Source organism: Streptomyces sp. NPDC101118 (assembly GCF_044759445.1).
Lineage (GTDB): Bacteria > Actinomycetota > Actinomycetes > Streptomycetales > Streptomycetaceae > Streptomyces.
The window spans coordinates 69,964-95,670 of sequence record NZ_JBIVZG010000002.1 but is presented as its reverse complement, the minus strand read 5'-3'; the positions used below and the strand labels follow the sequence as shown (position 1 = coordinate 95,670).

Here is a 25,707-nt window from a genome sequence, read left to right as displayed (position 1 = left end):
TAGCGGTAGGGGCAGGGACAGGGGCAGGCGTACGGCGAAGGGCCCCGGCCCGGGCGCGTCCTGTAGCGCGGCCGGCCCCTCCGGCACCTCGCCGGGCGGGCCGGGCGGCCGGGCCGAGCGCGCGGGCCGTCAGCTCCGCTGCGGGGGCGGCGGCGGGAGCGGGACCTGCCATTCCAGCCGGGTGCCCCGCCCGCCCCCGTCCGGTTCGCCGTCTGCCCTCCCCGCTCCCGTCACGGTCATCCGCCCGCCCAGCCGCTCCGCCCGCTCGGCGAGGTTGCGCAGGCCGCCGCGCCGGCCGGCCGCGGGCGGGCCGCCCGGGGGCAGGCCGGTGCCGTCGTCGGTGACGGTGACGGTGAGGGCGCCGTCGGCCACCACGACCGCGACCTCGGCCCGGGTGGCCCGGGCGTGCCGGGCGGTGTTGGTGAGGGCCTCGCCGATCACGGCGAGCGCCTCGTCGGCCACGTCCGGCGGGACGCCGGTGTCGAGCAGCCCCTCCATCCGCAGGGCGGGGGCGAAGCCCAGGCCGGCGGCGGCACCGTCCAGGGCCTGGACCGTCCGGGAGCGCAGCTTCGAGACCTTCGCCGGTGCCTCGTGCTCGCGGAGCCCGAAGATGGTCGACCGGATGATCTTGATGGTGGAGTCGAGGTCGTCGACGGCGCGGGCGAGGCGTTCCGACGCCTCGGGGTGGTCGACGAATCGCTGGGCGCTCTGCAGGGTCATGCCGGTGGCGAAGAGCCGCTGGATGGCCAGGTCGTGCAGGTCGCGCGCGATCCGGTCGTGGTCCTCCAGGAGGCTCACCTGCTCGGCGTCCCGGCGCCGCTCGGCGAGTTCCAGGGCGAGGGCGGCCTGGCCGGCGAAGCCGGGCAGTGCGGCGACCCGGGTGGCGGCGAAGGGGGGCCGGCCCCGGCGCCGGGCCAGCATCATGACGCCGCTGAGCTTCTCCTGCGTACCGACGGTGACGGCGACGGCGGGGCCGAAGCCCGTCCAGCGCTCGGGCTGTACGGTGACCCGCGCGTCGGACGCCGCGTCCGGTACGACGACCAGCCCGTCGTGGGCCAGGGCGGCCTCGGCCAGGGTGCCGCGGGTGCTGGGCAGGACGATGCCGCGATGCGCCTCGGCGCCCTCCCCCAGGGCGAGCGAGCCGCGCAGTTCGCCTGCGGGGCCGATCAGGTAGAGCACTCCCATGTCCGCGCCGGTGATGTCCTTGGCGCGTTCCAGCATCCCTGCGAGGACCTGGTCCTGGGGGGTGCCGGAGAGGAGGGCGCTGGTGATCTCGGAGCCGGCGGCGAGCCACTGTCCGCGCAGCCGGACCTCCTCGAAGAGGCGGGCGTTCTCGATGGCGATGCCGGCGGCGACGGCGAGGGTGGAGAGCACCGCCTCGTCCTCGGCGTCGAACTCGGCGCCACCGCGCTTCTCGGTGAGGTAGAGGTTGCCGAAGACCTCCTCGCGGACCCGGACGGGCACGCCGAGGAAGGAGTGCATCGGCGGGTGGTGGGGCGGGAAGCCGTACGAGGCGGGGTGTTCGGAGAGCTCGGACAGGCGCAGGGGCTCCGGGTGGCGGATGAGTTCGCCGAGGATGCCGTGGCCGGAGGGCAGGTCACCGATCCGCTCGCGGAGCTCTTCGCTGATGCCGACGGGGAGGAACTGGGCGAGCTTCTTTCCGTCACCGATCACGCCGAGGGCGCCGTACTCGGCGTCGACGAGCACCACGGCGGCCTCGACGATGCCGCGGAGCACCTGGGGCAGGTCCAGTTCCCGTCCGACGGACATGACGGCCTCCAGCAGGCCGTTCAGGCGGTCGCGGGTGCCCCTGACCTCGTCGATGCGGGCCTGGAGCTCGTCGAGCAGTTCGTCCAGCCGCAGCCGTGGCACGCCGCCACGGGGGGCGGACCCGCCCTCTGCGCCCATCTCCCACCTCCGGCCGGCCGTGGCGGAGCGCGTCGCCACCTTCACCGTAGCCCCGGCGGGAGGGGCTTTCCCGTCCGGCGGGACCGGACGCGTGAGGGGCGGCGGGCGGGCGGTGGTACGCGGGCGGTGCGGCGGGGCTACGAGCCGTCGCGCGGGCCGGCGCCGGACCGCGGGAGGAGCATGACCGGGCAGAGGGCGTGGTGGACCAGGCTGTGGGTGACCCGGCCGAGGTTGCGGCCGAGTCCGAGGCGTGCCGAGGCCCGGCGGCCGCCCATGACCAGCAGGCCCGCCCGCCCGGAGGCCTCGACGAGGACGCCCGCCACGGAGGGGCTCGACTCGGCGTCGGCCTCGACCGTCAGGCCGGGGAACTCGCCGCGGACGATCTCCGTGACGTCCATGAGGATCTCCACGTGCCGGGCGGCGGCCTCGTCCATGCCGTCGAGCATGGTGACCATCTGGCCCACGGACTGCAGCGTGTTCCACACGTGCAGGAGGCGCAGGGAGCCCTTGCGCAGCTCGGCCTCGCGGGCGGCGTACCGGGCGCAGGGGAGGTCGTCGGCGTCCCGTACGGCGACCAGGACGGTGTCGTGTTCCGCCGTGGCCTCGGCGCCGCGGACCACGACGACCGGGGTCCTGGCGGCTGCGGCGGTGTCCAGCCCGACGGAGCCGAGCAGGAGGGAGGCGAAGCCGCCGCGTCCGCGGTTGCCGACCACGATGGTGCCGTGCGGGCCGGCCGCGCGGTGGAGGGCGGTGACGGCGTCGGCCTGGCTGAACTCCGTGGTGAGGTGGACGCCGGGGTGTTCGGCCGCGACGGCCTTCGCCGTCTCCTCCAGCAGTTGTCGGCCCCCGGCACGGACCTCTTCGGCGGCGGCGGCGGACAGGTAGGAGCCTCTGAAGTCGGTGTCGGCCGCGTGGACGAGGTGCAGGGGGCGGTCGCGTCGTACGGCCTCGCCGGCGGCCCAGAGGGCGGCCGCGCGGGCCGGTCCCGAGCCGTCCACGCCGACGACGACGGAGCTGGTGTCCGGGGTGCGGATGGTGTTTTCCACGGCTACTCCCAACCGAGGATCCGATGGGGGACGCCTCCCACGCTGCCACCGGGGGTCCCGGCCGGGGAGGGCCGCCCGGGGCCGCCGCAGGGGCCGAAGGTCCCCATCGGCGGCCCCGGGGCGCGGCCCGGCGTGGGGCCGGGCCGCGCCGGGCGGGGCGGCCCGGGTCAGACGGCGGGCTGCTGCTGGGTGACGCAGTGGATGCCGCCGCCTCCGGCGCCGAGGTGGTCGATGTTCAGCTGGATGACGGTGCGGCCGGGGAAGAGGCGGGTGAGGGTGGTACGGGCGGCGCTGTCGGCCGTGGTGTCGCCGAACTGCGCGGAGATGACGGCTCCGTTGCAGACGTAGTAGTTGGCGTACGAGGCGACGAAGTCCTGGCTGGTCGAGCGGATCTTGTAGTAGTCGGGGCCCTGGAGCCTGGTCACGGCGATCGGGTTGCCGGCCGCGGTGGTCGAGGTGGAGAGGATCCGGTACTGCTGGCGGGCGTCGTTCGCCCAGACGTCGTTGTCGGAGGCGAGGGGCATCTGGACCAGGCCTGCGCCGGGGGCGAGGAACCGCGAGGTCGCGTCGACGTGGTCGTCGGTGATGTCCTGGCCGGCGATGCCGTCGAACCAGATCACCTTGGAGGCGCCGTATGCGGCGCACATGGCGGCTTCCAGCTGGGCCTGGGTCCGGCCGGGGTTGCGGTTGGCGTTGATGATGCTGCTGCGGGTGGCCATGAGGGTGCCGGCGCCGTCCTGTTCGATGGCGCCGCCCTCGCCGACGAGTCCGGCCCTGGTGAAGGGCAGGCCGAGGCGGGCGGCGATGCGCTCGGCGACGAGGGCGTCCCGGGTGCAGGTCTGGCGGCCGCCCCAGCCGTTGAAGCCGAGGCCGACGGTGTCCAGGCCGCCGGAGCCGTTGGTGCGGAAGACCGGGCCGGTGTCGCGCATCCAGCAGTCGTCGACGGGGATGGTGTCGATCACGGTGACGGTGGAGCCGCACAGCGAGCGGGCCCTGGCCGCGGAGGCGGCGTTGGCCAGCATGATCACCGGCTCGTAGCGGGCGATGGTCTTGGCGATGAGGGCGATGTTCGACTGGATGCCGCTGAGCCGGCCCTTCCAGATCGCGGTGCTGTCCGGCCAGGCCATCCAGGTGCGGAGGTGGGGTACGTCCTCCGCGGGGACCGCGAACGCGCCCGCGGCGGCGGTGCCGGCGGCCGGGCGGACCGCGGCGAGGGCCGAGGAGCCGGTCGCGGCGGCGGCGGCCGCGCCGGCCGCGGCCAGGCCGGCGGCGGTGAGGAACCGCCGCCTGTCGAGGGAGCCGCCGTCCGGGGTGGGGGGATTCGTCGGACGCTTCATCTGATCTCCAGTCAACTGCCCGTCGGAGTAACGGGGTTGGCGAGGAACGTATAACTGGCCAAGCGCTCGGTCAATGAGTTGGACGGGACTCCCCCGGAGAATCCGCGGCCGTCGGCCCGTACCGGACCGGACCGCGGCGGACCGCGGGTCACCCCGCGGGTCACGCGGCTTCCGTCGTCCCGATCCCCCGGCCCCGGGCGGCCGTTACTGTTGGCCCATGCCGACCCGCGTGAAGCAGCAGAGCCCCGCCGCCGTCGAAACCCCGGCCCCCCGGCAGACCCGCGCCGCCCGGGCCGAGCAGACCCGCTCCCGGCTGGTCGCCGCCGCTCGGACGCTGCTCGCCGGCGACGGCGCCGGACGGTTCACCACGCGGAACGTCGCGGCGCTGTGCGGGGTGTCGCACGGGATGTGCCACTACCACTTCCAGGACCGCACGGACCTCATCGTGGCCGTCGTGGAGGACATGCGCCCGCAGTGGATCGAGCCCCTCGCCGAAGCCGTGGACGCCCCCGGAACCTTCGACGAGCGCGCGGACCGGGTGATCGCCCTGCTCACCCGGCCGGAGAGCCCCGACCTGGCCCACCTCCACTCGGCCCTGCACTGGCTCGCCCTCAACGACGAGCGGGTCAGGGAGAGTCTGGAAGCGGAGTACGGGCGCTGGCGCGCCTGCTTCGTCCGGCTGTTCCGGGTGCTGGCCGACGAGCGCGGGGGCGTCGAACCCGGGCCGCTGGGCGAGGCGTTCGCGGCCGCGGTCGACGGGCTGGCCGCCATCGAGTCGCTCGGCTCGGCGGTCGCCGCCGAACACGTGCTGCGCACGCTGATGGCCGCCCTGGCGCGCCCCACCGCCTGACGCCGCCCCACCGCGCGACGGCTCCCTACCGCCTGGTTCCCTCCCCACCGCCCAGTTCCCCTCCCTACCGCCTGACGGCGCCCCGCCACCTGGCTCCGGCGCGCCGCCCGACGCCGTACCGGGCTCACGGATCGGCCGGCGCCGCCCGCGCCGTGGCCGCCGCCGCGCGGCTGCGGTGCTCGACGCGGGTGCCGGCGACCACGGTCAGGGTCAGACCGGCCGCGATGATCGCCTCCGCCCAGAAGAAGGCGACGTAGTCGATGAGCGAGCCGATCGGCGGTGCACCCGGCGCCGCGTTGCGCATTCCGACCAGCGCGAAGAGCGTCGCCGCCATCCAGCCCAGGGACGGCCACACCAGCCCCTGGCGGCCCCGGTAGAGCACCTCCGCCCCGGCCAGCACGGCCAGCGCCAGCGCCCACATGGCCGCGATCATGAACCAGGCGAGGATGAAGGTGCTGCGCGTCCTGGTGACCCGGGCCTCCATCAGCGTCGTCCCGGAGTCCGTGAAACCGCTGGTGGGCCGGACGAGGAAGAACGCGTCCGCGTCGCCGAAGACCAGCCCGACGGGCACGCTGCGCGCGCCGTCCTTCGCCGAGAAGGCGGCCTGGACGCCGTAGCGGTCGAAGGGGTAGTCGGTGACGGTGCCGTCGTACAGGTTCGCCTGGACGAGGAGCGGGGTGGCCGCCCGGCCCGGAGTGGTCCGCAGCACCGTGGTCTTCGCCGACTCGACGGTGATCTCCACCTCGCGGGCGAAGGCCCCCGTCTCCGGGTCCGCGGCGAAGCGGCCGTGCGGGACGGGGACGACGTAGAGGTTGAGCTGCTGGGCGGCCGCGTCGACGTCCTGCGAGGTGATGTCGAGCTCGACCCAGTCCCGGGCGGCGGGCAGGGCCAGTTCGCGGGTCTGCTGCCGCGTGTTGCGCTCGTTGAGGTAGAGCCCGATGCCCGTGCCCACCAGGACGGCGAGCAGCACCGCGATGACGGTGAAGCGGTTGCCGGGCAGCCGGCCGCGGATCCTCATGAAGGGCCGCCGGACGTCGCGGGCTGTTGCTGCGTGGCGCAGTGGATGCCGCCGCCCCCGGAGGCGATGGCGTTGATGGCGACCTGCGTGACCTTCCGGCCGGGGTGGAGTTCGCCGATGATGCCGGCGGCCCGGGCGTCGGCGGCGCGGTCGCCGAAGCGCGGGACGATCACGCCCCCGTTCACGACGTAGTAGTTGAGGTAGCTGGCGAGGAAGTCCTTGCCCGCCCCCTCGATCAGGTCCAGGTCGGGTTCCGGGAGGTCGACGACCTCCAGCGCGTTCCCCTGCGCGTCGGTGGCCTCGTTGAGGACGACGTACGCCTGGTCCGCGGCGGTGGTCCAGACGTCGGGCGGGCTGTCGGGGTGCGGCTGGTGGAGGACGACGACGCCGGGTTCGGCGAACCGGGCGAGGGCGTCGACGTGGGCGTCGGTGATGTCCCGGCCTGCCACTCCCTTGAGCCAGATCACCTTCCGGACGCCGAACAGGTCCTTGAAGGCCGCCTCGATCTGGTCGCGCGTCCTGCCGGGGTTGCGGTTGGCGTTGACCCAGCAGCTCTCGGTGGCCATGAGCGTCCCGGCGCCGTCCACCTCGATCCCGCCGCCCTCGCCCGTGACGGGCGCCGCCACGCGCGGGATGTCGTACCGCTCCAGCAGCCGGCGGGCGACCTGGGAGTCGGCGCCGTGCACCTGCTTGCCGCCCCACCCGTTGAAGTGCAGGTCCACGCCCTGCAGCCCCTTCGGGCCGGTCACGAAGGTCGGTCCGGTGTCGCGGGTCCACAGGTCGTCGACGGGCAGCTCGATGACCTCCACGGAGGATCCGCAGGCCCGGCGGGCGCCCGCCGCCTGGCCGGGGCGGGCCATCAGCACCACCGGCTCGAACCCGGCGATGGTGCGGGCCAGTGCGGCGATGTCCTGCCGGACGGCCGGGAGCTGTTCCCCCCACACCTCTTCCAGGGCCGGCCAGGACATGAACGTCCGCGTGTGCCGCGCCGATTCGGCCGGCATGGCCTGCCCCGTCGCGGCCGGAACCGCCCCCGCGGAGGGGGTGCCCCGGCCGGTGCCCTCAGCCGGCCCGTCCGGCCCCTCCCCGCCCGGTGCCGAGCAGCCGTCGATCAGGGCGAGCGCGGCCAGGACGGCTCCGGACCGCAGGACGGAGCGGCGGGTCGGCGTGCGGTTGCCCATGGCGGCCTCGATCTCGTTCCGGGTGGGTGCTGGGGGCGTGATCCGGGACAGTACTGACGGCACGGCCGGGCGGCGGCGCGGCGCGCGCCGCCGTCCGGGCGAATCGGCGCACGGGCGGACCCGGGCCGGTGTACGGGCGGAGGCGGCCCGGCGTACGGGGCGGACCCGGGCCGGCGTACGGTCTTGCGGCCTCGGGTGGACCGGCGTCCCGGGGCCGCCGGCTACAGCGCGCGGCGCGACGCGGCGATCCCGCCGGGGTCCCAGCCCGGCCGGGGTACGGACGCCAGCAGCAGGCGGGTGTACGCGTGCCGGGGGTCGGCCAGGACCTCGGCGGTGGGCCCGGACTCGACGATCCGGCCGTGCCGCATGACGACCACCTCGTCGGTGACGCAGCGGACCACGCCGAGGTCGTGGGTGATGAACAGGTAGCCGACGCCGGTCTCTTCGCGGATGTCGGCGAGCAGGTTCAGCACCTGGGCCTGGACGGACACGTCGAGGGCGGCGACCGCCTCGTCGAGCACCATGACGGCGGGTTCGACGGCGAGGGCGCGGGCGATGGCCACGCGCTGGCGCTGTCCGCCGGAGAGCTGCCGCGGCAGGGCGTCGGCGGCGCGGGTGCCGAGGCCCACCTGGTCGAGGAGTTCGGCGATGCGGCGGGTGTGGTCCGTGCCGGGGAAGTGCAGGCGGAGGGTTTCGCGCAGCACCCCCTCGACGCTGGTCCTCGGGTCGAGGGAGAGGTAGGGGTCCTGGAAGACCATCTGGACCTCGCGGGCGCGGGCGAGGCGCCCGGCGCGCCCGCGGGCCCGCTCCCTGCGGTCCCGGCCCCGGACCCGGATCTCCCCCGCGTCCGCGTCCTCCAGTCCGACGACGATGCGGGCGGTGGTGGTCTTGCCGGAGCCGGATTCCCCGACGATGCCGAGCGAGCCGCCGGCGGGCAGGGTGAAGGAGACGTCGTCGACGGCGCGTACGGTCCCGAAGTCGCGGCGCAGTCCGGTGACCTCCAGGACGTTCTCCGTGGTCCCGGCCGGGTGTGCGGGGGTGCGGGCCCCGGGGGTGGGTGTCGCCTTACGCACGGGCGGCGCTCCCTTCGAGCTGGTCGCTGTGGTGGCAGGCCGCCAGGTGGGCGGGGCCGGTCGGCGCGGCCGCGGGCTCGGGTGCCTGCTCGTGGCAGAGGGCGGTCGCGTACGGGCAGCGGGCGGCGAACGCGCAGCCGGTGAGTTCCTGCCGCAGGTCCGGCGGCTGTCCGTCGATGGCGGCGAGCCGGCCGCCCGGGCCGTCGAGCCGGGGCGTGGAGGCGAGGAGCGCCGCCGTGTACGGGTGGCGGGGGCGGGCGAAGAGGGCCTCGGCGGGGCCCGTCTCGGCGATGCGGCCGGCGTACATGACGTAGACGCGGTCGCTGATGGCGGCGGCGAGTCCCAGGTCGTGGGTGACGAACAGCAGGCCGGTGCCGAAGCGTTCCCGCAGCCGGTCGAGGAGGGCGACGACCTCGGCCTGGCTGGTGGCGTCGAGAGCGGTGGTGGGCTCGTCGGCGAGCAGCAGGGCGGGGTCGCCCATCAGCGCGGCGGCGATGACGACGCGCTGGAGCATGCCGCCGGAGAGCTGGCCGGGGCGCCGGCGCAGGACGTCGGGGCCGAGGCCGACGGCTTCGAGGAGCTCGGTGGCGCGGGCGGTGGCCTGCGCGCCGGTCATGGTGCCGGTGAGGCGGGCGCTCTCGGTGAGGAAGTCGCCGATGCGGCGCAGGGGGTTGGTGGCGGCGCGCGGGTCCTGGAAGACCATGGCGGCCGTGCCGGTGCGCAGGCTCCGCAGCTGTGCGGCGTCCATGGCGAGGACGTCGTGGCCGTTGACCAGGACGCGGCCCGAGGTGGTGGCGCGGGGCGGGAGCAGGCCGAGGGCGCTGCGGGAGGTGAGGGTCTTGCCGGAGCCGGATTCGCCGACGAGGGCGACGGTCTCGCCGGGGGCGACGGTGAGGTCGACGCCGTCGAGCACGGGCCGGGCGGTGCCGGGCAGGTCGAGGCGGAGCCCCTGGATCTCGAGTGCGTTCATCGGTCCCTCCTGGCGACCCGGTCGGCCCAGCGTTCGCCGACGACATTGAAGGCGACGACGGTCAGCACGATGGCGGCGCACGGCAGGACCGCGGAGAGCGGGTAGCCGTGCTGGACGGCGGTCTGGCCGTCGAAGACCATGCGGCCCCAGTCGGGGGTGAGCGCGGGGACGCCGAGCCCGAGGAAGGAGAGGCCGGCCAGGTCCATGAGGGCGTAGCCGAAGTTGATGGCCGCCTGGGCGAGGACGACCGGGGCGACGTTGGGGACGACGTGCCGCAGGCAGATGGAGAGGGCGGAGTGGCCCTGGACGCGGTAGGCGGCGACGTACGGCCGCTCGCGTTCGGCCAGCACGAGGGAGCGGGTCAGCCGGCTGACGTAGGGCAGGTAGGCGATCGCCAGGGCGATGACGGGGGCGAGCAGCCCCTCCCCGTACACGGAGACGATGAGGATGGCGAGCAGCATGCCGGGGAAGGCGAAGACCAGTTCGGTGCTGCGGGAGAGCACCGAGTCCAGCCAGCCGCCGCGCCAGGCGGCCGCCACGCCGATCGCCACACCGGCGAGGGTGGAGAAGGCGACGACGCCGAGGGGGCCGAGGAGCGAGGTGCGGGCGCCGACGAGCAGCCGGGAGAGCGTGTCCCGGCCGGCCGCGTCCACGCCCAGGGGGTGGTCGGCGGAGGGGGCGGCGAGTGCCTGGCCCAGGTCGACGGCGTTGGGGTCGTGGGGCGCGAGCCAGGGGGCGAACAGGGCGCCGGCCACGATCAGGGCGGCGAAGCCGAGGCTGAGCAGGTACAGCGGTGCGCGGGGGGCCCGGAGCCGGGTGAGGGCCGGGCGGCGGGTGAGGGCGACACTCATGCGCCGTTCCCCTTCGGTCCGAGGGTGACCCGCGGGTCGACCAGGGGGTGGAGCAGGTCGACGACGAGGTTCACGGTCATGAACAGGGCGACGATGATCAGGGAGATTGCCTGGACGGTGGGGAAGTCCTTGGTGGTGGTGGAGAGTTCCAGGAGCTGGCCGATGCCGCCGATGCTGAACGCGGTCTCGACCAGGACGGTGCAGACCAGCAGCGTGGAGACGATCAGGCCGCCGGTGGTGAGGACGGTGCCGAGCGCGTTGCGGAACACGTGGCGGCGGATGACGTGGTGCTCGGGGACGCCGCGGCTGCGGGCGACGGCGACGTGCTCGCTGTCGAGGGCCTCCAGCATCGCGGAGCGGGTGACCCGGGCGAGCATGCCGATGAGGTAGAGGGCGAGCGCGACGGACGGGAGGGTGAGGTGCCAGAGCATGTCGGTGAAGCCCTCGCCGGCGCCGCTGCTGGGGAACCAGCCCAGGCGCACCGCGAAGAGTCCCTGGAGCAGCACGGCCGCGACGAAGGAGGGGGTGCCGACGGCGAAGGTGGTGGTGACGAGGATCGTCGCGTCGGTGCGGCCGCCGCGTACGGCGCCGGTCCAGCCGAGGACGAGGCCGACGAGGACGACCACGAGGAGCGCCATGGCGACCAGGGTCAGGGTGGCGGGGAGCCGGTCGGAGAGCAGCCGGGAGACGTCGGTGCGGTAGGTGATGGAGCGCCCGAAGTCGCCCTGGAGGACCTGGCCGAGCCAGCGGAGGTAGCGGACGGCGAACGGCTCGTCGAGGTGGTACTGGTCGTTGATCGCCTGCAGGGCGGCCGGTGAGGCCGACCGCCCCGACAGGAGGAAACTCGCCGGGTTGCCCGGCGCCAGGTACATCGCGCCGAAGACCACGAACGAGGCGCCGAGCAGGGTGGCGGCCATTTCCAGCAGCCGCCGGGCGGCGAATCTCAGGAAGTTCACCGTGCGGCCCCCACGGCGGCGGCCCACGGGGCGTACATGTAGGAGATGGAGGTCGGGGCGCCGGTGATCCGCTTGTTGAGGAAGACGGAGCTGGGCCATTCGGCGACCGGGATCCACAGGAGCTGGTCCGAGGCCGTCTTCTGGAGCCTGGCCTCGATGGCGCCGCGTTCGGCGGGGTCGTAGGCGGCGACGGCCCGGTCGACGAGGGTGTCGTACTCCTTGCTGCTGTAGCCGGCGTAGTTCTGGTAGGCGCCGGTCTTGAAGTTGGTCAGCAGGTCGAGGGGGTCGGTGATGGAGTCGTAGTAGGTCTCGGGGAACATGTCGAGGCCTTCGCGCGCCTTGGGGTCGGTGAAGAGCGAGGTGAAGGCGTTCGGGGCGATGGTCTTGAGCCGTACGTCGAGGCCGATCCGGGCGCCGGCGTTCTGCACGGCGGTGGCGAGCAGGGAGACGTCCTGGCCGATGGTGCTGGTGGCGATGGTCAGGGTCTGGCCGGTGGCGCCGGCCTCCTTGACCAGGGCCTTGGCCTTCTCGATGTCCTGGGTGGTGGGGGTGAGGCCGGTGAAGGCGTCCTTGCGGACGTTCTCGGGGAAGCCGGCCCACACGGCCTTGGTGGTGAGGGAGCCGGTGACGGTGCCGGCGCCGGCGAGCCCGGCCTTGACGAAGCCGGAGCGGTCGAGGGCGAGGGAGAGGGCGCGGCGTACGCGGACGTCCTTGAGGGGGCCGCGCATGCTGGTGACGTTGACGTTGACCGTGCTCAGGCCTTCGCCGAAGTAGAGGTTGCCGACGCCGCTGTTCCTGAGCCGGGCGTAGCTCTCGGTGGGGATGAGGAAGCCGCCGTCGACCTCGCCGCTGAGCATGGCGTTGGTGCGGGCCGAGGGGTCGGTGAGGAAGCGGAACACGGCCTTGGCGGACTTGGCCCTGGTCCCCCAGTAGCCGTCGAAGCGCGTGAGCTCGATCGACTGGCCCTTGTTCCAGGTGCCGAGCCGGAAGGGGCCGGTGCAGGCGAGGCCGCCGGAGGTGCCGTAGTCCTGGCCGGCGGCCTCGACGCCGTTCCTGGCGGCGACCACGCCGGCTGCGGTGGCCATGTACTGGGGGAACTGCGAGTCGGGCTTCTTGAGCTTGACGGTGACCTGGAGCGGGCCGGTCTTGGTGACCGAGGCGACGTTCTCGAAGACCTGGGCCCAGGCGGCGGCGTTCTCGGGGTTCGTCTGGCGGCCGAGGCTGTAGACGACGTCGTCGGCGGTCATGACCGCGCCGTTGTGGAAGCGGACGCCGGCGCGGAGGTCGTAGACCCAGGTGGTGGGGTCGGGGTTGGACGCCTTCTCCGCCAGGCCCGGGGCCGTGGTGAGCTCGGGCGTCCAGCGCATCAGGCTCTCGCACACGTTGGAGAGGATGGTGTTCTGCGGGTAGTCGAAGGCGGATATCCAGTCCAGCGTGGGCGGCTCGGCGTAGAGGGCCCAGGTGAAGGAGTCGATCTCGCCCTTCGCCGGCGGGGTGGTGGGCGAGAGGGTGACGCCGGTCCCGCCGGCGGTGGTGCCGGTGCCGGGCGGGCCGGAGCAGGCGGCGAGGAGCGCGAGGGAGGAGAGCGCGGCGCCGGCGAGGGCGAGGCGGCCGCGGCGGGCGGTGCGTCTCGGGCGTGCTGATGCGGAGGAGGGCATCGGGGCTTCTTCCGTTGGGCGTCGTCGGGCGGGCGACGGAGGGTGAGGGGCGGCCGGCCTCGCTCAGGCGGTGGGCCGGCCCGCGGGGATCTGCTGGGTGATGCAGTGGACCCCGCCACCGCCGTAGGCGATGGCCCGGGCCCGTACCCCGACGACCTTCCGGTCGGGGTACGCGGCGGCCAGGACGGCGAGGGCGCCCTCGTCCTCGGGGTGGTCGGCGACGGGGACGACGATGCCGCCGTTGGCGATGTAGTAGTTGAGGTAGCTGACCTCGACGTGCTGGCCGTCGACCTCGACGAAGGCGGCCTGCGGGATCTCGGTGATCTCGAAGGGGCGGCCCTGGGCGTCGGTGCTGTGCTCCAGGACGGTGCGGTTGGCGCGCATCCGCACGTAGTCGGGGTGGGTGGGGTCCTCGGGCAGGTGGACGACGACCTTGCCGGGGGCGGCGAAGGCGCACACGCCGTCGACGTGGCCGTCGGTCTCGGTGTCCAGCAGGCCGCCGTACGGCAGCCAGATGATCTTGGTGACGCCGAGCTGGGCCTTCAGCTCGTCCTCGATCTCCTCGCGGCTCATCGAGGGGTTGCGGTTGGGGTGCAGGAGGCACTGTTCGGTGGTGATCAGGGTGCCCTCGCCGTCGACGGTGATCGCGCCGCCTTCGAGGATCATCTCCGAGCGGACCGCCGGGACGCCGAGGTGGTCGAGCAGCAGGGCGCTGACCCGGTCGTCGGAGTCCCAGGGCTGGTGCTTGCCGCCCCAGGCGTTGAACCGGAAGTCCACGCCGGCCCGGCGGCCGTGCTCGTCGAGGATGAAGAGGGGCGCGGAGTCGCGGAACCAGGAGTCGTCCATCGGCAGCTCGACGACCGTGACGCCCTGGTCACCGCAGAGGGTGCGGGCCTCGTCGCCGTGGCCGGGCGGGGCGACCATGGTGACCGGCTCGAACTCGGCGATGGCGCGGGCCACCTGGGCGTACTCCTGCTTGACCTCGTCGAGGACCTCGCCCCAGAGTTCCGGGCGGGTCGGCCAGGCCATCAGGCAGCCTTCGTGGGCGGCCCACTCGGCGGGCATGCGGAAACTCACTGCGCTTCTCTCTTCCTGTTCGGGTGGTGGCGGCCTGTTCGGGTGGTGGCGGCCGGCCGGCTCAGACGGCGGGCGGCACGACCGGCTGCGACTGGGTGGCGCAGTGGATGCCGCCACCGCCGCTCGCGATGTTGTCGATGTTGATCTGGACGACGTCCCGGCCCGGGTACGCGGACCGGAGGATCGTGTACGCGGTGGAGTCCGCGTACGAGTCGCCGAAGTGCGGCACGAGGACGGCGCCGTTGGCGGTGTAGTAGTTGGTGTAGCTGGAGAGGAACTCGCTGCCGGTGCCGCGGATCAGCCGGCGGTCCGGCCCCGGCAGCTCGGTGATCTTCAGCGGGCGGCCCTGGGCGTCGGTGGCGCTCTGCAGGACGCGCTTGGTCTCCTCGTAGACCGCGACCCACTGGGCGGCGGTGCGGGGGCCCGGCGCGTCCAGCATCACGTGGCCGGGGGCGACGAAGCGGGCCAGGCAGTCGATGTGGCAGTCGGTGATGTCCTGCCCGGCCAGGCCCGGCACCCAGATGACCTTGTCGATGCCGAGGGACGACTTGAGGGCCTCCTCGACCCGGGCCTGGGACATGCCCGGGTTGCGGTTGGCGTTGACGAGCGAGCTCACCGTGGCCAGCAGGGTGCCCTCGCCGTCGGTCTCCAGGGAACCGCCCTCGCCGACGAAGGGGGCCCGGATGCGGTCCACCCCGTACTCGGCGAGCAGGGCCGCGGCCGCCACGGCGTCGTTGGCGAAGGGCTGCCAGTACGTGGTGCCGGTCTTGCCCCAGCCGTTGAAGTTGGTGTCCACGCCGGCGACGGCTCCGGGGCCGACCACGAAGGTGGGGCCGAAGTCGCGGATCCAGAGGTCGTCGTTGGGGATCTGCAGGACCGTGATGCTGTGGTACGCGCCGCCGCCGCAGTTGTAGCGGGCGTCGGCCGCCTGGCCGGGGCGGGCCAGTACGACGACGGGCTCGTAGCGCGAGATGCGGTCGGCGACGAGGGCGATGTCGTCGCGCACGCCCCGCAGGCGGGTGCCCCACACGGAGGTGAGCGCGGGCCAGGCCATGAAGGTGCGGACGTGCCTGGCGTCCTCGGCCGGCATCCGGAGCCGCACTCCGGAGGGCGCGGTGGCGGCGGACGCGGCGGTGGGCGCGAGCGCCCCGCCGAGGGCGAGGGCGGGGACGGCCGCGGCTCCGTAGCGGAGCAGGCTCCGGCGGGTGGTGTCCGGCATGTGCATGGGAGGTCTCCCCGGGATGAGGGTGGGAGGAGGGGTGTGGTGTGCCGCACATACTGCTCTGAACTGAAAATTCAGTCAAGGTCTTGGTGGACGAAGGGCGGCCACGGCGACAAAGGAGCAGGTCAGGGCGGTTAAGCGGAGGCGGGACCTGGGGTGGTCGCGGCACCAATCGGCCTTTTCGGCTGGTCACGCCATGGAGCGAGGCACTGACAATCCGATCAGGAAATGGGGTCCACGACGCCGGATCCGGCTAAGGTGGGCTCTCGTGTCAGACCGTCGAACAGAAATACTCAAGGCCGCGACGCGCGTCATCGCGCGACGCGGCGTACGGGGACTGCGGGTGGGGGAACTGGCGGCGGAGGCCGGGGTCTCGACCTCGCTGATCTACTACCACTTCACCGACCGGGCGGGGATCCTGCACCGGACCCTCGAGTTCATCAGCGACCGCGCCGACCGCTACACGGCCGCGTCACGCAGCACCGCCGACGGGCCGGCCGACCCCCGGCACGAACTGGAACAGATCCTGCTGCTGGAGCTCCAGGACGACGCCGAGGTGCGCGAGAACAGCACCGCCTGGGGGGAGTTGAGGGCCAGCGCGGTCTTCGACGCCGAACTCCGCGCCGACCTGGCCCGGGCCACGCACACCTGGGTGCACGAGATCGCCGAGCTGCTCGGGCGCGCCAACCCGGCGGCCACCGCCCCCGAGCACGCGGCCGCCGCCGAGCGGCTGACCGCCCTGCTCGAGGGGCTGAGCGTCCGCTGGCTGAGCGGCTCCCTGCCGCTGGAACACGCCAGGCGCCTGCTCGCGGACGCGATCGAGGCCGAACTCGGCCGCCCCGACCGGTACGCGGGACCGGCCGGGGCGTAACCCGGCTGCAGGCAGCGGGACGGACGTGGGACCTGCCAGGAGGGGTGCCCCGGCCCGTCCCGTGCCGGCCGGCACGGGACGGGCCGGGGCTCAGAGCAAGTGCTCAGAGGAAGTAGAGCCGGCCGAGCGGCACCGAGTCGGCCGGCTCGGAGCTGACGGAGGCGCCGTCGAGGAAGACGGCCCCGGTCCGGTGGTCGACCTCGACCAGGCCCGTCCGGGCGTTGCGCACCATGTCGCGCGGGCCGATGCCGCGGGTGCCGCCGACCGCGACCCGCCGCCGGCGGGTGGCCATGGCGTCGTACGGGCGCCCCGCGGAGCCGGACTCGGCGGCCGCCCGGCTGACGAACGCCACGGACAGGTCGGCTGCGGTGGCCCCGTACCCGCCGAACAGCGGCCCCATCACCAGCGGCTGGCAGTTCTCGGTGGCGGCGTTCGGGTCGCCGGTCACGCCGTACGCGGGGAACCCGGCCTTCAGCACCATCTGCGGTTTGGCCCCGAAGTAGGCCGGCCACCACAGCACGATGTCGGCGAGCTTGCCGACCTCGATGGAGCCGACCTCGTGGGAGAGGCCGTGCGCGATGGCGGGGTTGATGGTGAGCTTGGCGATGTAGCGCAGCACGCGCTCGTTGTCGTCGTCCGGGCCGTCGCCGTCCATGGGGCCGAGTTCGGCCTTCATCTTCCCGGCCACCGCGAAGGTGCGGCGTACGGTCTCGCCCGCCCGGCCCATGCCCTGGGCGTCGGAGGAGGTGATGCCGATGACCCCGAGGTCGTGCAGGACGTCCTCCGCGCCCATCGTGCCGGCCCGGATGCGGTCCCTGGCCATCGCGGCGTCGCCGGGCAGGTCGGTCTTGAGCCCGTGCACGGAGACGATCATCCCGTAGTGCTCGGCGATCGCGTCCCGGCCGAAGGGCAGCGTGGGGTTGGTGGACGAGCCGATGACGTTCTCCACGCCGGCCATCTTCAGCACGTTGGGCACGTGGCCGCCGCCGCAGCCCTCGATGTGGAACGCGTGGATGGTGCGGCCCTCCAGGACCGCGAGGGTGTCCTCGACCGACAGGCACTCGTTCAGCCCGTCCGTGTGCAGGGCGACCTGTACGTCGTGCTCCTCGGCCACCCGCAGGGCGGTGTCGAGGGCGCGGGTGTGGGCGCCCATGTCCTCGTGGACCTTGAAGCCGGAGGCGCCGCCCTCGGCCAGCGCCTCGACCAGCGGGGCCGCGTCCGAGGAGGAACCGCGGGCCAGGAAGCCGATGTTGACCGGCCACGCGTCGAAGGAGTTGAACCCGTGCCGGAGCGCCCAGGGCGAGTTGACGCCCACGCCCCAGGCCGGCCCGATCTCCTGGCCGATGATCGTGGTGACGCCGGAGGCCAGCGAGGCCTCCATGATGCGCGGCGACATCAGGTGCACGTGGGTGTCGACGGCGCCGGCGGTGGCGATCAGCCCCTCGCCCGAGACGATCGTGGTGCCGGTTCCGACCACCACGTCCACCCCGTCCATGGTGTCCGGGTTGCCGGCCCGCCCGATGGAGGCGATCCGGCCCTCGCGGATGCCGATCGACACCTTGCGGACGCCCTGCCGGGCGTCGATGACCACCACGTTGCTGATCACCATGTCGCAGGTCTCGCGCACGGACGCGGCCTTGAGGTGCATGCCGTCCCGTGCGGTCTTCCCGAATCCGACCAGGAACTCGTCGCCCGGCGCCTGCGCGTCGGACTCGACGCGGACGACCAGGCCGCTGTCGCCGAGCCGTATCCGGTCCCCGGCCCGGGGGCCGTGGACGGCCGCGTACTCCTGCGGGTCGATGCTGCTGCTCAACTCCGGGCCTCCTGCCCGTCGGGGGCCGCTCCCAGGTAGCCGCAGGCGGCGGCGCGGCGCAGCGCCTCGGCCTTCGCTCCCGTTGCGTCCAGTGGACCGTCGACCAGCCCGGCGAAGCCGATCGCGGTGCGCGCGCCGCCGATCGGCACGAGCGGCACCTCGACCGTCGCCCCCGGGTCGAAGCGCACCGAGGATCCGGCGGGCACCGCGAGGTGGGTGCCGTACGCGGCGGAACGGTCGAACTCCAGGCGGGGGTTGGCCTCGAAGAAGTGGAAGTGCGAGGTGACCGAGACGGGCACGGGCGCGGTGTTGCGGACGCGTACGGTGTGCGTCGGCGCCGGGTCCCCGGCGGGGTCGGGAGCCGGCAGCACCGCTCCCGGTGCCTGGTCCGGCGCCGCCGCGTGCACCGCGCCCGCCGCGCCCGCCGCGCCGAACGGGTCGGCTATCACGGCGAGCCGGCTGCCGTCGTCGAAGACGGCCTCCACGTTGATCTCGGTGAGGACGTCCACGACGCCGGGCAGCACGTCGCGCGGGCCGAGTACGGCGCGTCCGCGGGCGACCGCCTCGGCCAGCCGGGCGCCGTCGCGGGCCGCCTCGCAGACCGTGTCGGCGATCAGCGCGGTGGCTTCCGGCAGGTTGAGGCGGAGGCCCCGCGCGCGGCGGGACCGGGCGAGCTCGGCGGCGGTGAACAGCAGCAGCCGGTCGCGTTCGGTGGGGGTCAGCTGCATGGCGCGCTCACCCGGAGACGGCGGGCAGGTCGTGGGTGGCGCAGTGGATGCCGCCACCGCCGGCCGCGATCGCGTCGATCCGTACGGAGACCACCTCGCGGTCGGGGAAGTGCTCCTTCAGCACCTCGCGGGCGTGGTCGTCGGCCCGTTCGTCGCCGAAGCGGGGCAGGTAGACGCCGTTGCCGCCGATGTAGAAGTTCATGTACGAGGAGACGAAGGCGTCGCCGGTGCCGGTGATGAGGTCCGGGTCGGGCTGGGGCAGCTCGATGACCTCGATCTTCTTGCCGCGGGCGTCGGTCGCGTCCTTCAGCACGCTCTTGGCCTGGTCGGCGGAGCGGGACCAGACGTCGGCCGGGGTGCCGGGGAAGGCCTTGTCCAGGAGGACGACGCCGGGCGCGACGAACCGCATCAGGCAGTCGACGTGCGCGTCGGTGATGTCCTCGCCGCGGACGCCGGCCAGCCAGATCACCTTGGTGACGCCGAGGGCCGCCTTCAGCTCGGCCTCGATGTCGTCCCTGGTCATGTCCGGGTTGCGGTTGTCGTTGACGAGGGAGCTCTCGGTGAGCACGAGGGTGCCGAGTCCGTCGGTCTCGAACGAGCCGCCCTCGGCGACGAGCGGCGTCTCGATCCGTGCGATGCCGTACTCCTCCAGGAGGGTCCGGGCCACCTTGCCGTCGTTGGGGTGCGCCTGCTTGTCGCCCCACCCGTTGAAGTTGAAGTCGACGCCCTTGACCTTGCCGCCCTCCTCGACGAAGACCGGCACGGTGTCACGGGCCCACAGGTCGTCCACGGCCAGCGGGATCACCTCGACGTCCTCGCCGCAGGCCTGCTGGGCCCTGACGTCCTGGCCGGGCCGGGCCATCAGCGTCACGGGCTCGCGGGCGGCGATGGCCGCGGCGAGGGAGGCGATGTCCTTGCGTACGGCCGGCAGGTCCTCGCCCCACACGTCCTCGGACGCGGGCCAGGACATGAAGGTGCGGGTGTGCTTCTCCCACTCGGCGCCGAGCCGGCGCCCGCCGTCGGCGCCGGTGCCGGCGGAGGGACCGGCGTCGGTCTCCGCCCGGCCCTCCGGGTCGTTGCAGGCGGTGAGGCCCAGGGCGAGGGCGCCGGCTCCGACTCCGGCGAAGGAGCGCAGCAGCGTACGTCGGGACAGGGGGGAGCGGGACAAGGAAGTCCTCCGGGGGGAAGGCGGGAAGAGGGGCAGAAGGAGGAGGGGCCGGCGCTGCGCCGGGGCACGGCGGGCCGGGGGCCGGGGGCACGGCGGGCCGGGAGCCGAGGGGCACGGCGGGCCGGGAGCCGAGGGGCACGGCGGGCCGGGGGCCGGAGGGCACGGCGGGCCGGGAGCCGGGGGCCGTTGCTAGGCCTGGGGCTCCTGCATGGTCGAGCAGTGGATGCCGCCGCCCCCGCCCATCAGGCGGTCGACGTCGAGCTGGACGACCTCGCGGCCGGGGAACGCGGCGGCCAGGGTGCGCCGGGCGGCCTCGTCCTTGGCGCGGTCGCCGAACTGGGCGGTGATCAGGGCGCCGTTGACGAGGTGGAAGTTGAGGTAGGAGTCGACGAACGTCGACTTCTTCGACCGTACGGTGTCGGGGCCGTCCACCCGGATGACCCTGAGCCGCCGGCCGCGGGCGTCGGTGGCCCGGGAGAGGATGGCGAACTGCTCGCGGGCGTCGCGCGCCCAGACGTCGTCGCGGTCCTGCGGCGGCAGCTGGACCATCACCACGCCGGGGCGGACGAAGCGGGAGGTGACGTCGACGTGGTCGTCGGTGATGTCCTTGCCCTTGATGCCGGGCAGCCAGATCATCTTGTCGGCGCCGTACGCGTCCAGGACGGCGTCCTCGACCTCCGCGCGGCTCATGCCCCGGTTGCGGTTCTTGTTGACCAGGCTGCTCTCGGTGGCCATCACCGTGCCGTCGCCGTCGGTCTCGACCGCGCCGCCCTCGCCGACGAGGTCGGCGTACGTGAAGCGCATCCGCCGGCGGCGGGCCACCAGCTGGGCGACGCGGGCGTCGTCGGCGTACACCTGCTTCCTGCCCCAGCCGTTGAAGTTGAGGCCGACCGCGTCGACTCCCCCGCGGCCGTCGCGCCGGAAGACCGGTGCGATGTCGCGCATCCACAGGTCGTCGGTGGGGATGTCGGTGGTCACGTCGACGTCCGGTCCGCAGGCGCTGCGGGCCTGCGCGGCGCTGTAGTCGTCGGGCGCGCACATCACCACGGGCTCGTAGCGGGCGACGGTGCGGGCGATCAGGGCGATGTCCCGCTGGACGCCCGGCAGCTGCCCGCCCCAGACCGACTTCCGCGAGGGCCACGACATCCAGGTGCGCACGTGCGGTACGTCGTCCGCGGGCACCCAGGGGCGGGAGCCGCGGGGGCGGGGCGCGGGGGCGGGAGCGGCCGGGGACGTGCCGAACGCCTGCGAGCCGAGGGCGAGGCCGGCCGCGCCCAGCCCGGCGGCGCCGAGCAGGCGGCGGCGGGTGGTCAGGGCCGCCCCGAACAGCCGGTCGGTGAGGGAGCGCTCGTCGCGGTGTTCCGTCATGGGATCTCCAGATCAAGTATCGCGTGGCGGGCTCAGACTGGCACTGACTGAAAAATCAGTCAAGTTTCGGATCGCGGGTGGGCGGGGGCCTGATGCGCGCACGGGTGAGGGCGGCAAACGGCAGTGCCCGGGGTGCCGAGTGACGCTCGGCACCCCGGGCACTGCCGGGTTTTCTTTGCGGTCCGGTGATCTTCCCGGCGGGTCAGCGGCCGAGCCGCTCCACCTCCGCCTCGATGGCCTCGGACATCAGGGCGCGGGCGTGCGCCAGCGGCAGGCTCCCGCTGAGCCAGCGCACGCTGAGCCCTTCGAGCAGGGCGGTCAGGCGCTCGGCGGCGCCGGCGAGCACGGCGGCGGAGTTCATGGGCCGCACCTGCCCGAGCAGCTCGGCGATCTCCTGCACCCAGACCAGGGTGGCCCGCGCCAGGTCCTCGCGGAGCGCGTCGTCGAAGACCGCGCTGGCCCGCAGCTCTCCCCAGGCGGCGCTGTTCTCCCGGACCTCGGGGGTCTCCTGGAGCTCCAGCAGCAGCGTCTCGTCCAGTTCCTCGCGCGGGGTGAGGGGCTCGGCGTCCGGGTCGCGCTCCGTCGTGTAGCGCTCGGCGCGGTCGTTGATGAACTCGAGCGTCTGGCGCAGGATTCCGGTGCGGTCCTTGAAGTGGTAGTAGATCAGCGCGGTGGACACGCCCGCCTCCGCGGCGAGCTCCTCCACCCGGAGTCCGCGCACGCCCCTGCGTGCGATCACCCGCGCGGCGGCTTCGAGGATCGATGTTTTACGACTGGACACGGTCCCCCACCCTACTCATTGCGCCGGGGATCGGCACCTCCCTCTCCTGACTATCTCATCAGGACACACCTCACCCCGTCATCTACGGCCTGACCAGCAGATATGCCAGATCACCCGCGCCGATCAGGGGCCGCCCGCGCCCCACGCGGCGCCCCGGTGCCCCCATCTCCTGACGCTCTCTATAAACTGCGCCGCATGTCCGCACAGCGACCCGACGGAACGCTCACCCCCACGTTCCAGCCCCTGAAGGCCGACGACCCCACCGAGGTCGGCGGCTACCGCCTGTACGCCCGCCTCGGCGCCGGCGGGATGGGCCGGGTGTACCTCTCGTACACCCGGGGCGGTCGTCCGGTGGCGCTCAAGGTGGTGCGTCCCGAGCTGGCCGAGGACCCCGAGTTCCGGCAGCGGTTCGCGCAGGAGGTCGCCAGCGCCCGCCTGATCCACGGCCTGTACACCGCCCAGGTCGTCGACGCCGGGGTGGCCGACGCCCTGCCCTGGCTGGCCACCGCCTACGTGCCCGGGCCCTCGCTCCACCAGGTGGTCCGGGACCACGGCCCGCTGCCGGAGCACTCCGTGCTGCTCCTGGTGGCCGGCATCGCCGAGGCCCTGGGGGCGATCCACGCGGCCGGCGTGGTCCACCGCGACCTCAAGCCGGCCAACGTCCTGCTCGCCTCCGACGGCCCCAGGGTGATCGACTTCGGTATCGCCCGGGCCGCCGACGCCGCCGCCCTCACCGGCGCCGGGCTCCGCATCGGCTCCCCCGGCTTCATGGCCCCGGAGCAGGCCCTCGGCCGCGCGGCGACGCCGGCGACCGACGTCTTCGCGCTCGGCGCGCTGGCCGCGTACGTCGCCTGCGGCACCCCGCCCTTCGGGCACGGCCCGGAGTCCGGTGCCCTGTACCGGGTCGTGCACGAGGAGCCGGACCTCTCCGCCCTGCCGCCCTCGCTGGCGGGTCTGGTCCGCTGGTGCCTGGCCAAGGAGCCCGGGGACCGCCCGACCCCCGCCCGGCTGATCGAGGCGGTGCACGGTCACCCCGTACTGGGCGGGCAGCTCCGCTTCGCCGACGGCTGGCTGCCCGAGCACCTCGGACCGGCGATCGTGCGGCACGGCGAGCTGCCCGACGCACCCGCCCAGGACCGGACCCTGCGGGCGTTCACGGCCCCGCACGAGGCACCGACCGCCGACGGCCCGTCCGTACGGCCCGTGCCCCCGCGGGAGGACCCGGGGCCCGCGCCGCGCGCCGCCGCCCGCCGTGCGGCGGGCCGGGGCCGGCGCCGCACCCTGGCCCTGGCCGCGGCGCTGGCTCTCGCCGCGGGCACGGGCGCCGCGTACCACTTCCTCGGCCCCGGTTCCGGGCACACCGCGGACGCCGGTCCGCGCACGCCGTCCGGGAGCGGCCCGGCCAGTGCCCCGCCGGGTACGCGGGGCCCGTCGCCGGCCGCGTCGGGGACCACCGTGCCCGCGCCCGCGGCACCGCCCGGCTACCGCACCGTGTACACGGGGACGCGGCTGGTCTCCCCGGACCAGAGCTACGAGTTCGACCTGGAGACCGGGCAGGTCGTGCCGGAGGGGACCGCGGAGTGGTTCCTCGGCCGGTCCGAGGGCGAGTTCGTGCCGGCCGACGACAACGACGCGTACGCAGCGCCGGACGCCCGCCTCACTCCGGCCGACTGCCTGGAGGGCCTGGACACCCGGCCGGTCACCACCCTGGACCTCGCGGAGCTGGCCGGCCGGTCCTTCTGCGTCCGCGGGGACGGCGGCCGGGACCTGGCCGTGGTCCGCGTGCTCGCGGCGGACCCGGACGACGGCCCGGTGAGCCTCACCGTGGACCACTACCGCGCCACGGGCGAATAGGGCGCGGGAGGAGCCCGGCCGAAAAACGGTGGAGCCGGGCTCCCGGGTGCGGTTAGCGTGCTCCCGCCCGCAACCACCCGTTGGAGGAGATGCCGTTGTACTCCGTGTGAGACCCCCCGAGCGCTGATCCGTCGCGCGTCGCACCGCCGGTGCGCCGTGCCCCTTTCCGCTGCGGTCTTCTCACTGGAACCGGTGTGTACTTGTCCGAGAACCGGGTGGCTGTCGCCACCTTCCTTCCGAACTCCCTCCCCTTCGTCCTCCGCCGCTGCCCCGGCTGCGCGGTGCGGCTCGAGCGCGCGGACGGCCCGCGCCGCTCCGGCCGGCCGGCCTGGCAGTCGCCGTACGGACCGCCGCCGCGCCGGACGCGCCGCGGCCGGTGGGCGCCCCGGCCCGTACGGGCCGGGTCCCGCTCCGGCGTGCGGCGCGGACACGTCTGCGGGCGCTCCGACGTGTGACCGGCGACGGCCCCGGCCCTGCGCGGGCCGGGGCCGTCGGCACGGCCGGACCGCCGGCTACCGGCTGTGCTGCCTGTTGTTCACGGTCAGGCAGAGGGCCCAGACCTCGCTGCAGGTGTTCGGCGAGGGCGACCCTCCCGCGTGGATGGCGGCCGTCCAGGCGGCGGGCGCGGTGCTCCCGTCCGCGGCCGGGGTGCCGGCGGGGTCGCCGGGGCAGCTGCCGTTGAGGTGCGTCCCGCCCGAGCCTGCCTTGGTGAAGCCGGTCGTGGTGGTGCCGCCCCCGCTCGCCGCGGCGCCGCCGCTGACAGGACCGCACGGTCCGGCCGTGACGGATCACCCAGAACCACCGCCTGCGGCGAGGCCCAACCGGTGGTCGGCCGCCCGTCTTCGACACCGAAACATGCAAGCAGCACGACGCGGTCGAACGGTGCGTCAGCCGGCTCGAACAGTGGCGCGGTCCGGCACGCGAACGGACGGTCAGAGGGGATCGAGGAGCATCAGGACCTCGTCTCGGGTGTCGTCGGGCGCGAAGCGCAAGGCGCTGGGCCAGCGGCCGACCTCCCGCCATCCCAGGCGGCCGTAGAAGTCCTCCAGCCCTTCTCTCCCCCGGGCCGTGAGACGGAGCTGCTCGAGCCCCAGCTCGTCACGGGCCACCGTCCGCAGCTCTCGCATGAGAGCGGAGCCGACACCACGGCTGCGGAAGCCGGGGTGGGTCTGGAGGTGGTGGACCGTTCCCCAGTGTGCGACGAGCCGAAAGGGATCACATTTGAGTACAACCCATCCGGCAAGAGCCTCACCGAACCTCGCGACGATGAGACGGCTGCGCGACGGGTCGAGACGACTGAGGAGCTCGTCCGCGACCGGCGCCACGTCGTCGTCATGCACCGGGGGGAAAGGAAATCCCGCGGCACCACCCGCGTTCGTGACCGCGATCCAGCAGTCGACGAGCTGACGTCTCAGCTCGGAAGAGACCTCGTGCATCCCGGTGATCTGGGTGAGAGTGCGCCTGACCTTCTCCTTCATGCGCACGAGCATCCCAGGTGGTGCCGACATCGAAGTGAGTCGAGCCTTCGGAGCCGCCTACGGCTCACGCCGTCAAGGAGACAGTCCCTACGACAGGGCCCGCCACGCCATGACCAGGGCTTCGCGGAAGGCGGCGGTCTGGCCGTCGGTCAGGTCGGCGACCATCCGCTGCTCCAGCGCGCGGGCGGGGCCGGCGTACTCGGCCAGCAGGGCGCGCCCCGGTTCGGCGAGCAGGATGAGGCGTTCGCGGCGGTTGGCGGGATTGGGCTCGCGGCGGATCAGGCCGCGGCTCTCCAGGGCCCGGACCATGTCCGCCATCGACTGGGCGGTGACGAAGGAGTCGCGGGCGAGCTGGGCGGCGGAGATGCCGTCGTGCCGCTCCAGCACGGTCAGGGCGGTGTACTGCAGCGCCGTGATCCCGGCGGGCTTGAGCAGCTCGTCGAGCCGGGCGCGCACCGCCAGTTCCGTCCTCTTGACCAGGTAGAGCAGCGAGGTGCCC

General features: G+C 74.0%; 22 protein-coding genes. 3 read left to right on the top strand and 19 right to left on the bottom strand.

Annotated elements, in window-relative coordinates; genetic code table 11:
- Positions 1-129 precede the first annotated feature (129 nt).
- The 3 genes from ACIQUQ_RS03400 to ACIQUQ_RS03390 form a co-directional block, all read right to left on the bottom strand.
- Entirely contained in the window at positions 130-1,908 is a 1,779-nt protein-coding gene (locus ACIQUQ_RS03400; RefSeq protein WP_403970828.1) for a GAF domain-containing protein, read from the bottom strand.
- A 137-nt stretch (positions 1,909-2,045) separates the two neighbouring features.
- On the bottom strand, positions 2,046-2,954 hold the full coding sequence (locus ACIQUQ_RS03395; protein ID WP_403970826.1) for a universal stress protein: 909 nt from the start codon (positions 2,952-2,954) through the stop codon (positions 2,046-2,048).
- A 167-nt stretch (positions 2,955-3,121) separates the two neighbouring features.
- Positions 3,122-4,291 (bottom strand): agmatine/peptidylarginine deiminase, encoded by a 1,170-nt coding sequence (locus ACIQUQ_RS03390; protein ID WP_403970824.1) that lies wholly within the window; start codon positions 4,289-4,291, stop codon positions 3,122-3,124.
- 217 nt (positions 4,292-4,508) lie between these two features.
- Here ACIQUQ_RS03390 and ACIQUQ_RS03385 point away from each other — a divergent pair, with 217 nt between their 5' ends.
- On the top strand, positions 4,509-5,141 hold the full coding sequence (locus ACIQUQ_RS03385; protein WP_403970822.1) for a TetR/AcrR family transcriptional regulator: 633 nt from the start codon (positions 4,509-4,511) through the stop codon (positions 5,139-5,141).
- Between the two features lie 124 nt (positions 5,142-5,265).
- Here ACIQUQ_RS03385 and ACIQUQ_RS03380 read toward each other — a convergent pair whose 3' ends face one another.
- The 9 genes from ACIQUQ_RS03380 to ACIQUQ_RS03340 all read right to left on the bottom strand — a co-directional run bounded on the left by ACIQUQ_RS03380 (position 5,266) and on the right by ACIQUQ_RS03340 (position 15,150).
- Positions 5,266-6,159: a DUF4436 family protein gene (locus ACIQUQ_RS03380; protein WP_403970820.1), complete on the bottom strand. Its 894-nt coding sequence runs from the start codon at positions 6,157-6,159 to the stop codon at positions 5,266-5,268.
- Positions 6,156-7,403: an agmatine/peptidylarginine deiminase gene (locus tag ACIQUQ_RS03375; protein ID WP_403970818.1), complete on the bottom strand. Its 1,248-nt coding sequence runs from the start codon at positions 7,401-7,403 to the stop codon at positions 6,156-6,158. The genes ACIQUQ_RS03380 and ACIQUQ_RS03375 overlap by 4 nt, the downstream gene beginning before the upstream one ends.
- 158 nt (positions 7,404-7,561) lie before the next feature.
- Positions 7,562-8,413 (bottom strand): ABC transporter ATP-binding protein, encoded by an 852-nt coding sequence (locus tag ACIQUQ_RS03370; RefSeq protein ID WP_403970816.1) that lies wholly within the window; start codon positions 8,411-8,413, stop codon positions 7,562-7,564.
- Complete coding sequence (locus ACIQUQ_RS03365) at positions 8,406-9,383, bottom strand: ABC transporter ATP-binding protein (protein WP_403970814.1); 978 nt, start codon at positions 9,381-9,383, stop codon at positions 8,406-8,408. The genes ACIQUQ_RS03370 and ACIQUQ_RS03365 overlap by 8 nt, the downstream gene beginning before the upstream one ends.
- Entirely contained in the window at positions 9,380-10,234 is an 855-nt protein-coding gene (locus tag ACIQUQ_RS03360) for an ABC transporter permease (RefSeq protein ID WP_403970812.1), read from the bottom strand. The genes ACIQUQ_RS03365 and ACIQUQ_RS03360 overlap by 4 nt, the downstream gene beginning before the upstream one ends.
- Complete coding sequence (locus ACIQUQ_RS03355; protein WP_403970809.1) at positions 10,231-11,190, bottom strand: ABC transporter permease; 960 nt, start codon at positions 11,188-11,190, stop codon at positions 10,231-10,233. Before ACIQUQ_RS03355 ends, ACIQUQ_RS03360 begins: the two co-directional genes overlap by 4 nt.
- Entirely contained in the window at positions 11,187-12,848 is a 1,662-nt protein-coding gene (locus ACIQUQ_RS03350; RefSeq protein WP_403970806.1) for an ABC transporter substrate-binding protein, read from the bottom strand. The genes ACIQUQ_RS03355 and ACIQUQ_RS03350 overlap by 4 nt, the downstream gene beginning before the upstream one ends.
- Before the next feature lie 63 nt (positions 12,849-12,911).
- On the bottom strand, positions 12,912-13,925 hold the full coding sequence (locus ACIQUQ_RS03345) for an agmatine/peptidylarginine deiminase (protein ID WP_403970803.1): 1,014 nt from the start codon (positions 13,923-13,925) through the stop codon (positions 12,912-12,914).
- A gap of 61 nt (positions 13,926-13,986) precedes the next feature.
- The gene (locus ACIQUQ_RS03340; protein ID WP_403970800.1) at positions 13,987-15,150 is read right to left on the bottom strand and encodes an agmatine/peptidylarginine deiminase; all 1,164 of its coding nucleotides are present in this window, start codon (positions 15,148-15,150) and stop codon (positions 13,987-13,989) included.
- A 265-nt stretch (positions 15,151-15,415) separates the two neighbouring features.
- On the opposite strand from ACIQUQ_RS03340, the gene ACIQUQ_RS03335 reads away from it, so the two are divergent.
- Positions 15,416-16,018 (top strand): TetR/AcrR family transcriptional regulator, encoded by a 603-nt coding sequence (locus ACIQUQ_RS03335; RefSeq protein ID WP_403970797.1) that lies wholly within the window; start codon positions 15,416-15,418, stop codon positions 16,016-16,018.
- 103 nt (positions 16,019-16,121) lie between these two features.
- On the opposite strand, the gene ACIQUQ_RS03330 is transcribed toward ACIQUQ_RS03335, so the two are convergent.
- The 5 genes from ACIQUQ_RS03330 to ACIQUQ_RS03310 form a co-directional block, all read right to left on the bottom strand.
- Positions 16,122-17,819 carry an urease subunit alpha gene (locus ACIQUQ_RS03330; protein ID WP_403971788.1) on the bottom strand — a complete coding sequence of 566 codons (1,698 nt, stop codon included), beginning with the start codon at positions 17,817-17,819 and terminating at the stop codon, positions 16,122-16,124.
- An 8-nt stretch (positions 17,820-17,827) separates the two neighbouring features.
- Complete coding sequence (gene ureA, locus ACIQUQ_RS03325) at positions 17,828-18,559, bottom strand: urease subunit gamma (protein WP_403970795.1); 732 nt, start codon at positions 18,557-18,559, stop codon at positions 17,828-17,830.
- A 7-nt stretch (positions 18,560-18,566) separates the two neighbouring features.
- Positions 18,567-19,727, bottom strand: a complete 1,161-nt coding sequence (locus ACIQUQ_RS03320; protein ID WP_403970792.1) for an agmatine/peptidylarginine deiminase — start codon at positions 19,725-19,727, stop codon at positions 18,567-18,569.
- Positions 19,728-19,916: 189 nt separating this feature from the next.
- Complete coding sequence (locus tag ACIQUQ_RS03315) at positions 19,917-21,095, bottom strand: agmatine/peptidylarginine deiminase (RefSeq protein WP_403970789.1); 1,179 nt, start codon at positions 21,093-21,095, stop codon at positions 19,917-19,919.
- Positions 21,096-21,297: 202 nt separating this feature from the next.
- Positions 21,298-21,876 carry a TetR/AcrR family transcriptional regulator gene (locus ACIQUQ_RS03310; RefSeq protein ID WP_403669541.1) on the bottom strand — a complete coding sequence of 193 codons (579 nt, stop codon included), beginning with the start codon at positions 21,874-21,876 and terminating at the stop codon, positions 21,298-21,300.
- A 195-nt stretch (positions 21,877-22,071) separates the two neighbouring features.
- On the opposite strand from ACIQUQ_RS03310, the gene ACIQUQ_RS03305 reads away from it, so the two are divergent.
- Positions 22,072-23,730 carry a protein kinase gene (locus tag ACIQUQ_RS03305; protein ID WP_403970786.1) on the top strand — a complete coding sequence of 553 codons (1,659 nt, stop codon included), beginning with the start codon at positions 22,072-22,074 and terminating at the stop codon, positions 23,728-23,730.
- Between the two features lie 932 nt (positions 23,731-24,662).
- Here ACIQUQ_RS03305 and ACIQUQ_RS03300 read toward each other — a convergent pair.
- Positions 24,663-25,208, bottom strand: a complete 546-nt coding sequence (locus ACIQUQ_RS03300; protein ID WP_403970783.1) for a GNAT family N-acetyltransferase — start codon at positions 25,206-25,208, stop codon at positions 24,663-24,665.
- Between the two features lie 87 nt (positions 25,209-25,295).
- Complete coding sequence (locus ACIQUQ_RS03295; protein WP_403971786.1) at positions 25,296-25,688, bottom strand: MarR family winged helix-turn-helix transcriptional regulator; 393 nt, start codon at positions 25,686-25,688, stop codon at positions 25,296-25,298.
- Positions 25,689-25,707: the final 19 nt, after the last annotated feature.

What these genes read in the sequence shown, in the direction of transcription:
- ACIQUQ_RS03350 (WP_403970806.1), bottom strand. Translation starts at nt 12,848, where the DNA reads ATGCCCTCCTCCGCATCAGCACGCCCGAGACGCACCGCCCGCCGCGGC.
- ACIQUQ_RS03385 (WP_403970822.1), top strand. Translation starts at nt 4,509, where the DNA reads ATGCCGACCCGCGTGAAGCAGCAGAGCCCCGCCGCCGTCGAAACCCCG.
- ureA (WP_403970795.1), bottom strand. Translation starts at nt 18,559, where the DNA reads ATGCAGCTGACCCCCACCGAACGCGACCGGCTGCTGCTGTTCACCGCC.
- ACIQUQ_RS03400 (WP_403970828.1), bottom strand. Translation starts at nt 1,908, where the DNA reads ATGGGCGCAGAGGGCGGGTCCGCCCCCCGTGGCGGCGTGCCACGGCTG.
- ACIQUQ_RS03365 (WP_403970814.1), bottom strand. Translation starts at nt 9,383, where the DNA reads ATGAACGCACTCGAGATCCAGGGGCTCCGCCTCGACCTGCCCGGCACC.
- ACIQUQ_RS03360 (WP_403970812.1), bottom strand. Translation starts at nt 10,234, where the DNA reads ATGAGTGTCGCCCTCACCCGCCGCCCGGCCCTCACCCGGCTCCGGGCC.
- ACIQUQ_RS03315 (WP_403970789.1), bottom strand. Translation starts at nt 21,095, where the DNA reads ATGACGGAACACCGCGACGAGCGCTCCCTCACCGACCGGCTGTTCGGG.
- ACIQUQ_RS03340 (WP_403970800.1), bottom strand. Translation starts at nt 15,150, where the DNA reads ATGCACATGCCGGACACCACCCGCCGGAGCCTGCTCCGCTACGGAGCC.
- ACIQUQ_RS03300 (WP_403970783.1), bottom strand. Translation starts at nt 25,208, where the DNA reads ATGAAGGAGAAGGTCAGGCGCACTCTCACCCAGATCACCGGGATGCAC.
- ACIQUQ_RS03380 (WP_403970820.1), bottom strand. Translation starts at nt 6,159, where the DNA reads ATGAGGATCCGCGGCCGGCTGCCCGGCAACCGCTTCACCGTCATCGCG.
- ACIQUQ_RS03305 (WP_403970786.1), top strand. Translation starts at nt 22,072, where the DNA reads ATGTCCGCACAGCGACCCGACGGAACGCTCACCCCCACGTTCCAGCCC.
- ACIQUQ_RS03390 (WP_403970824.1), bottom strand. Translation starts at nt 4,291, where the DNA reads ATGAAGCGTCCGACGAATCCCCCCACCCCGGACGGCGGCTCCCTCGAC.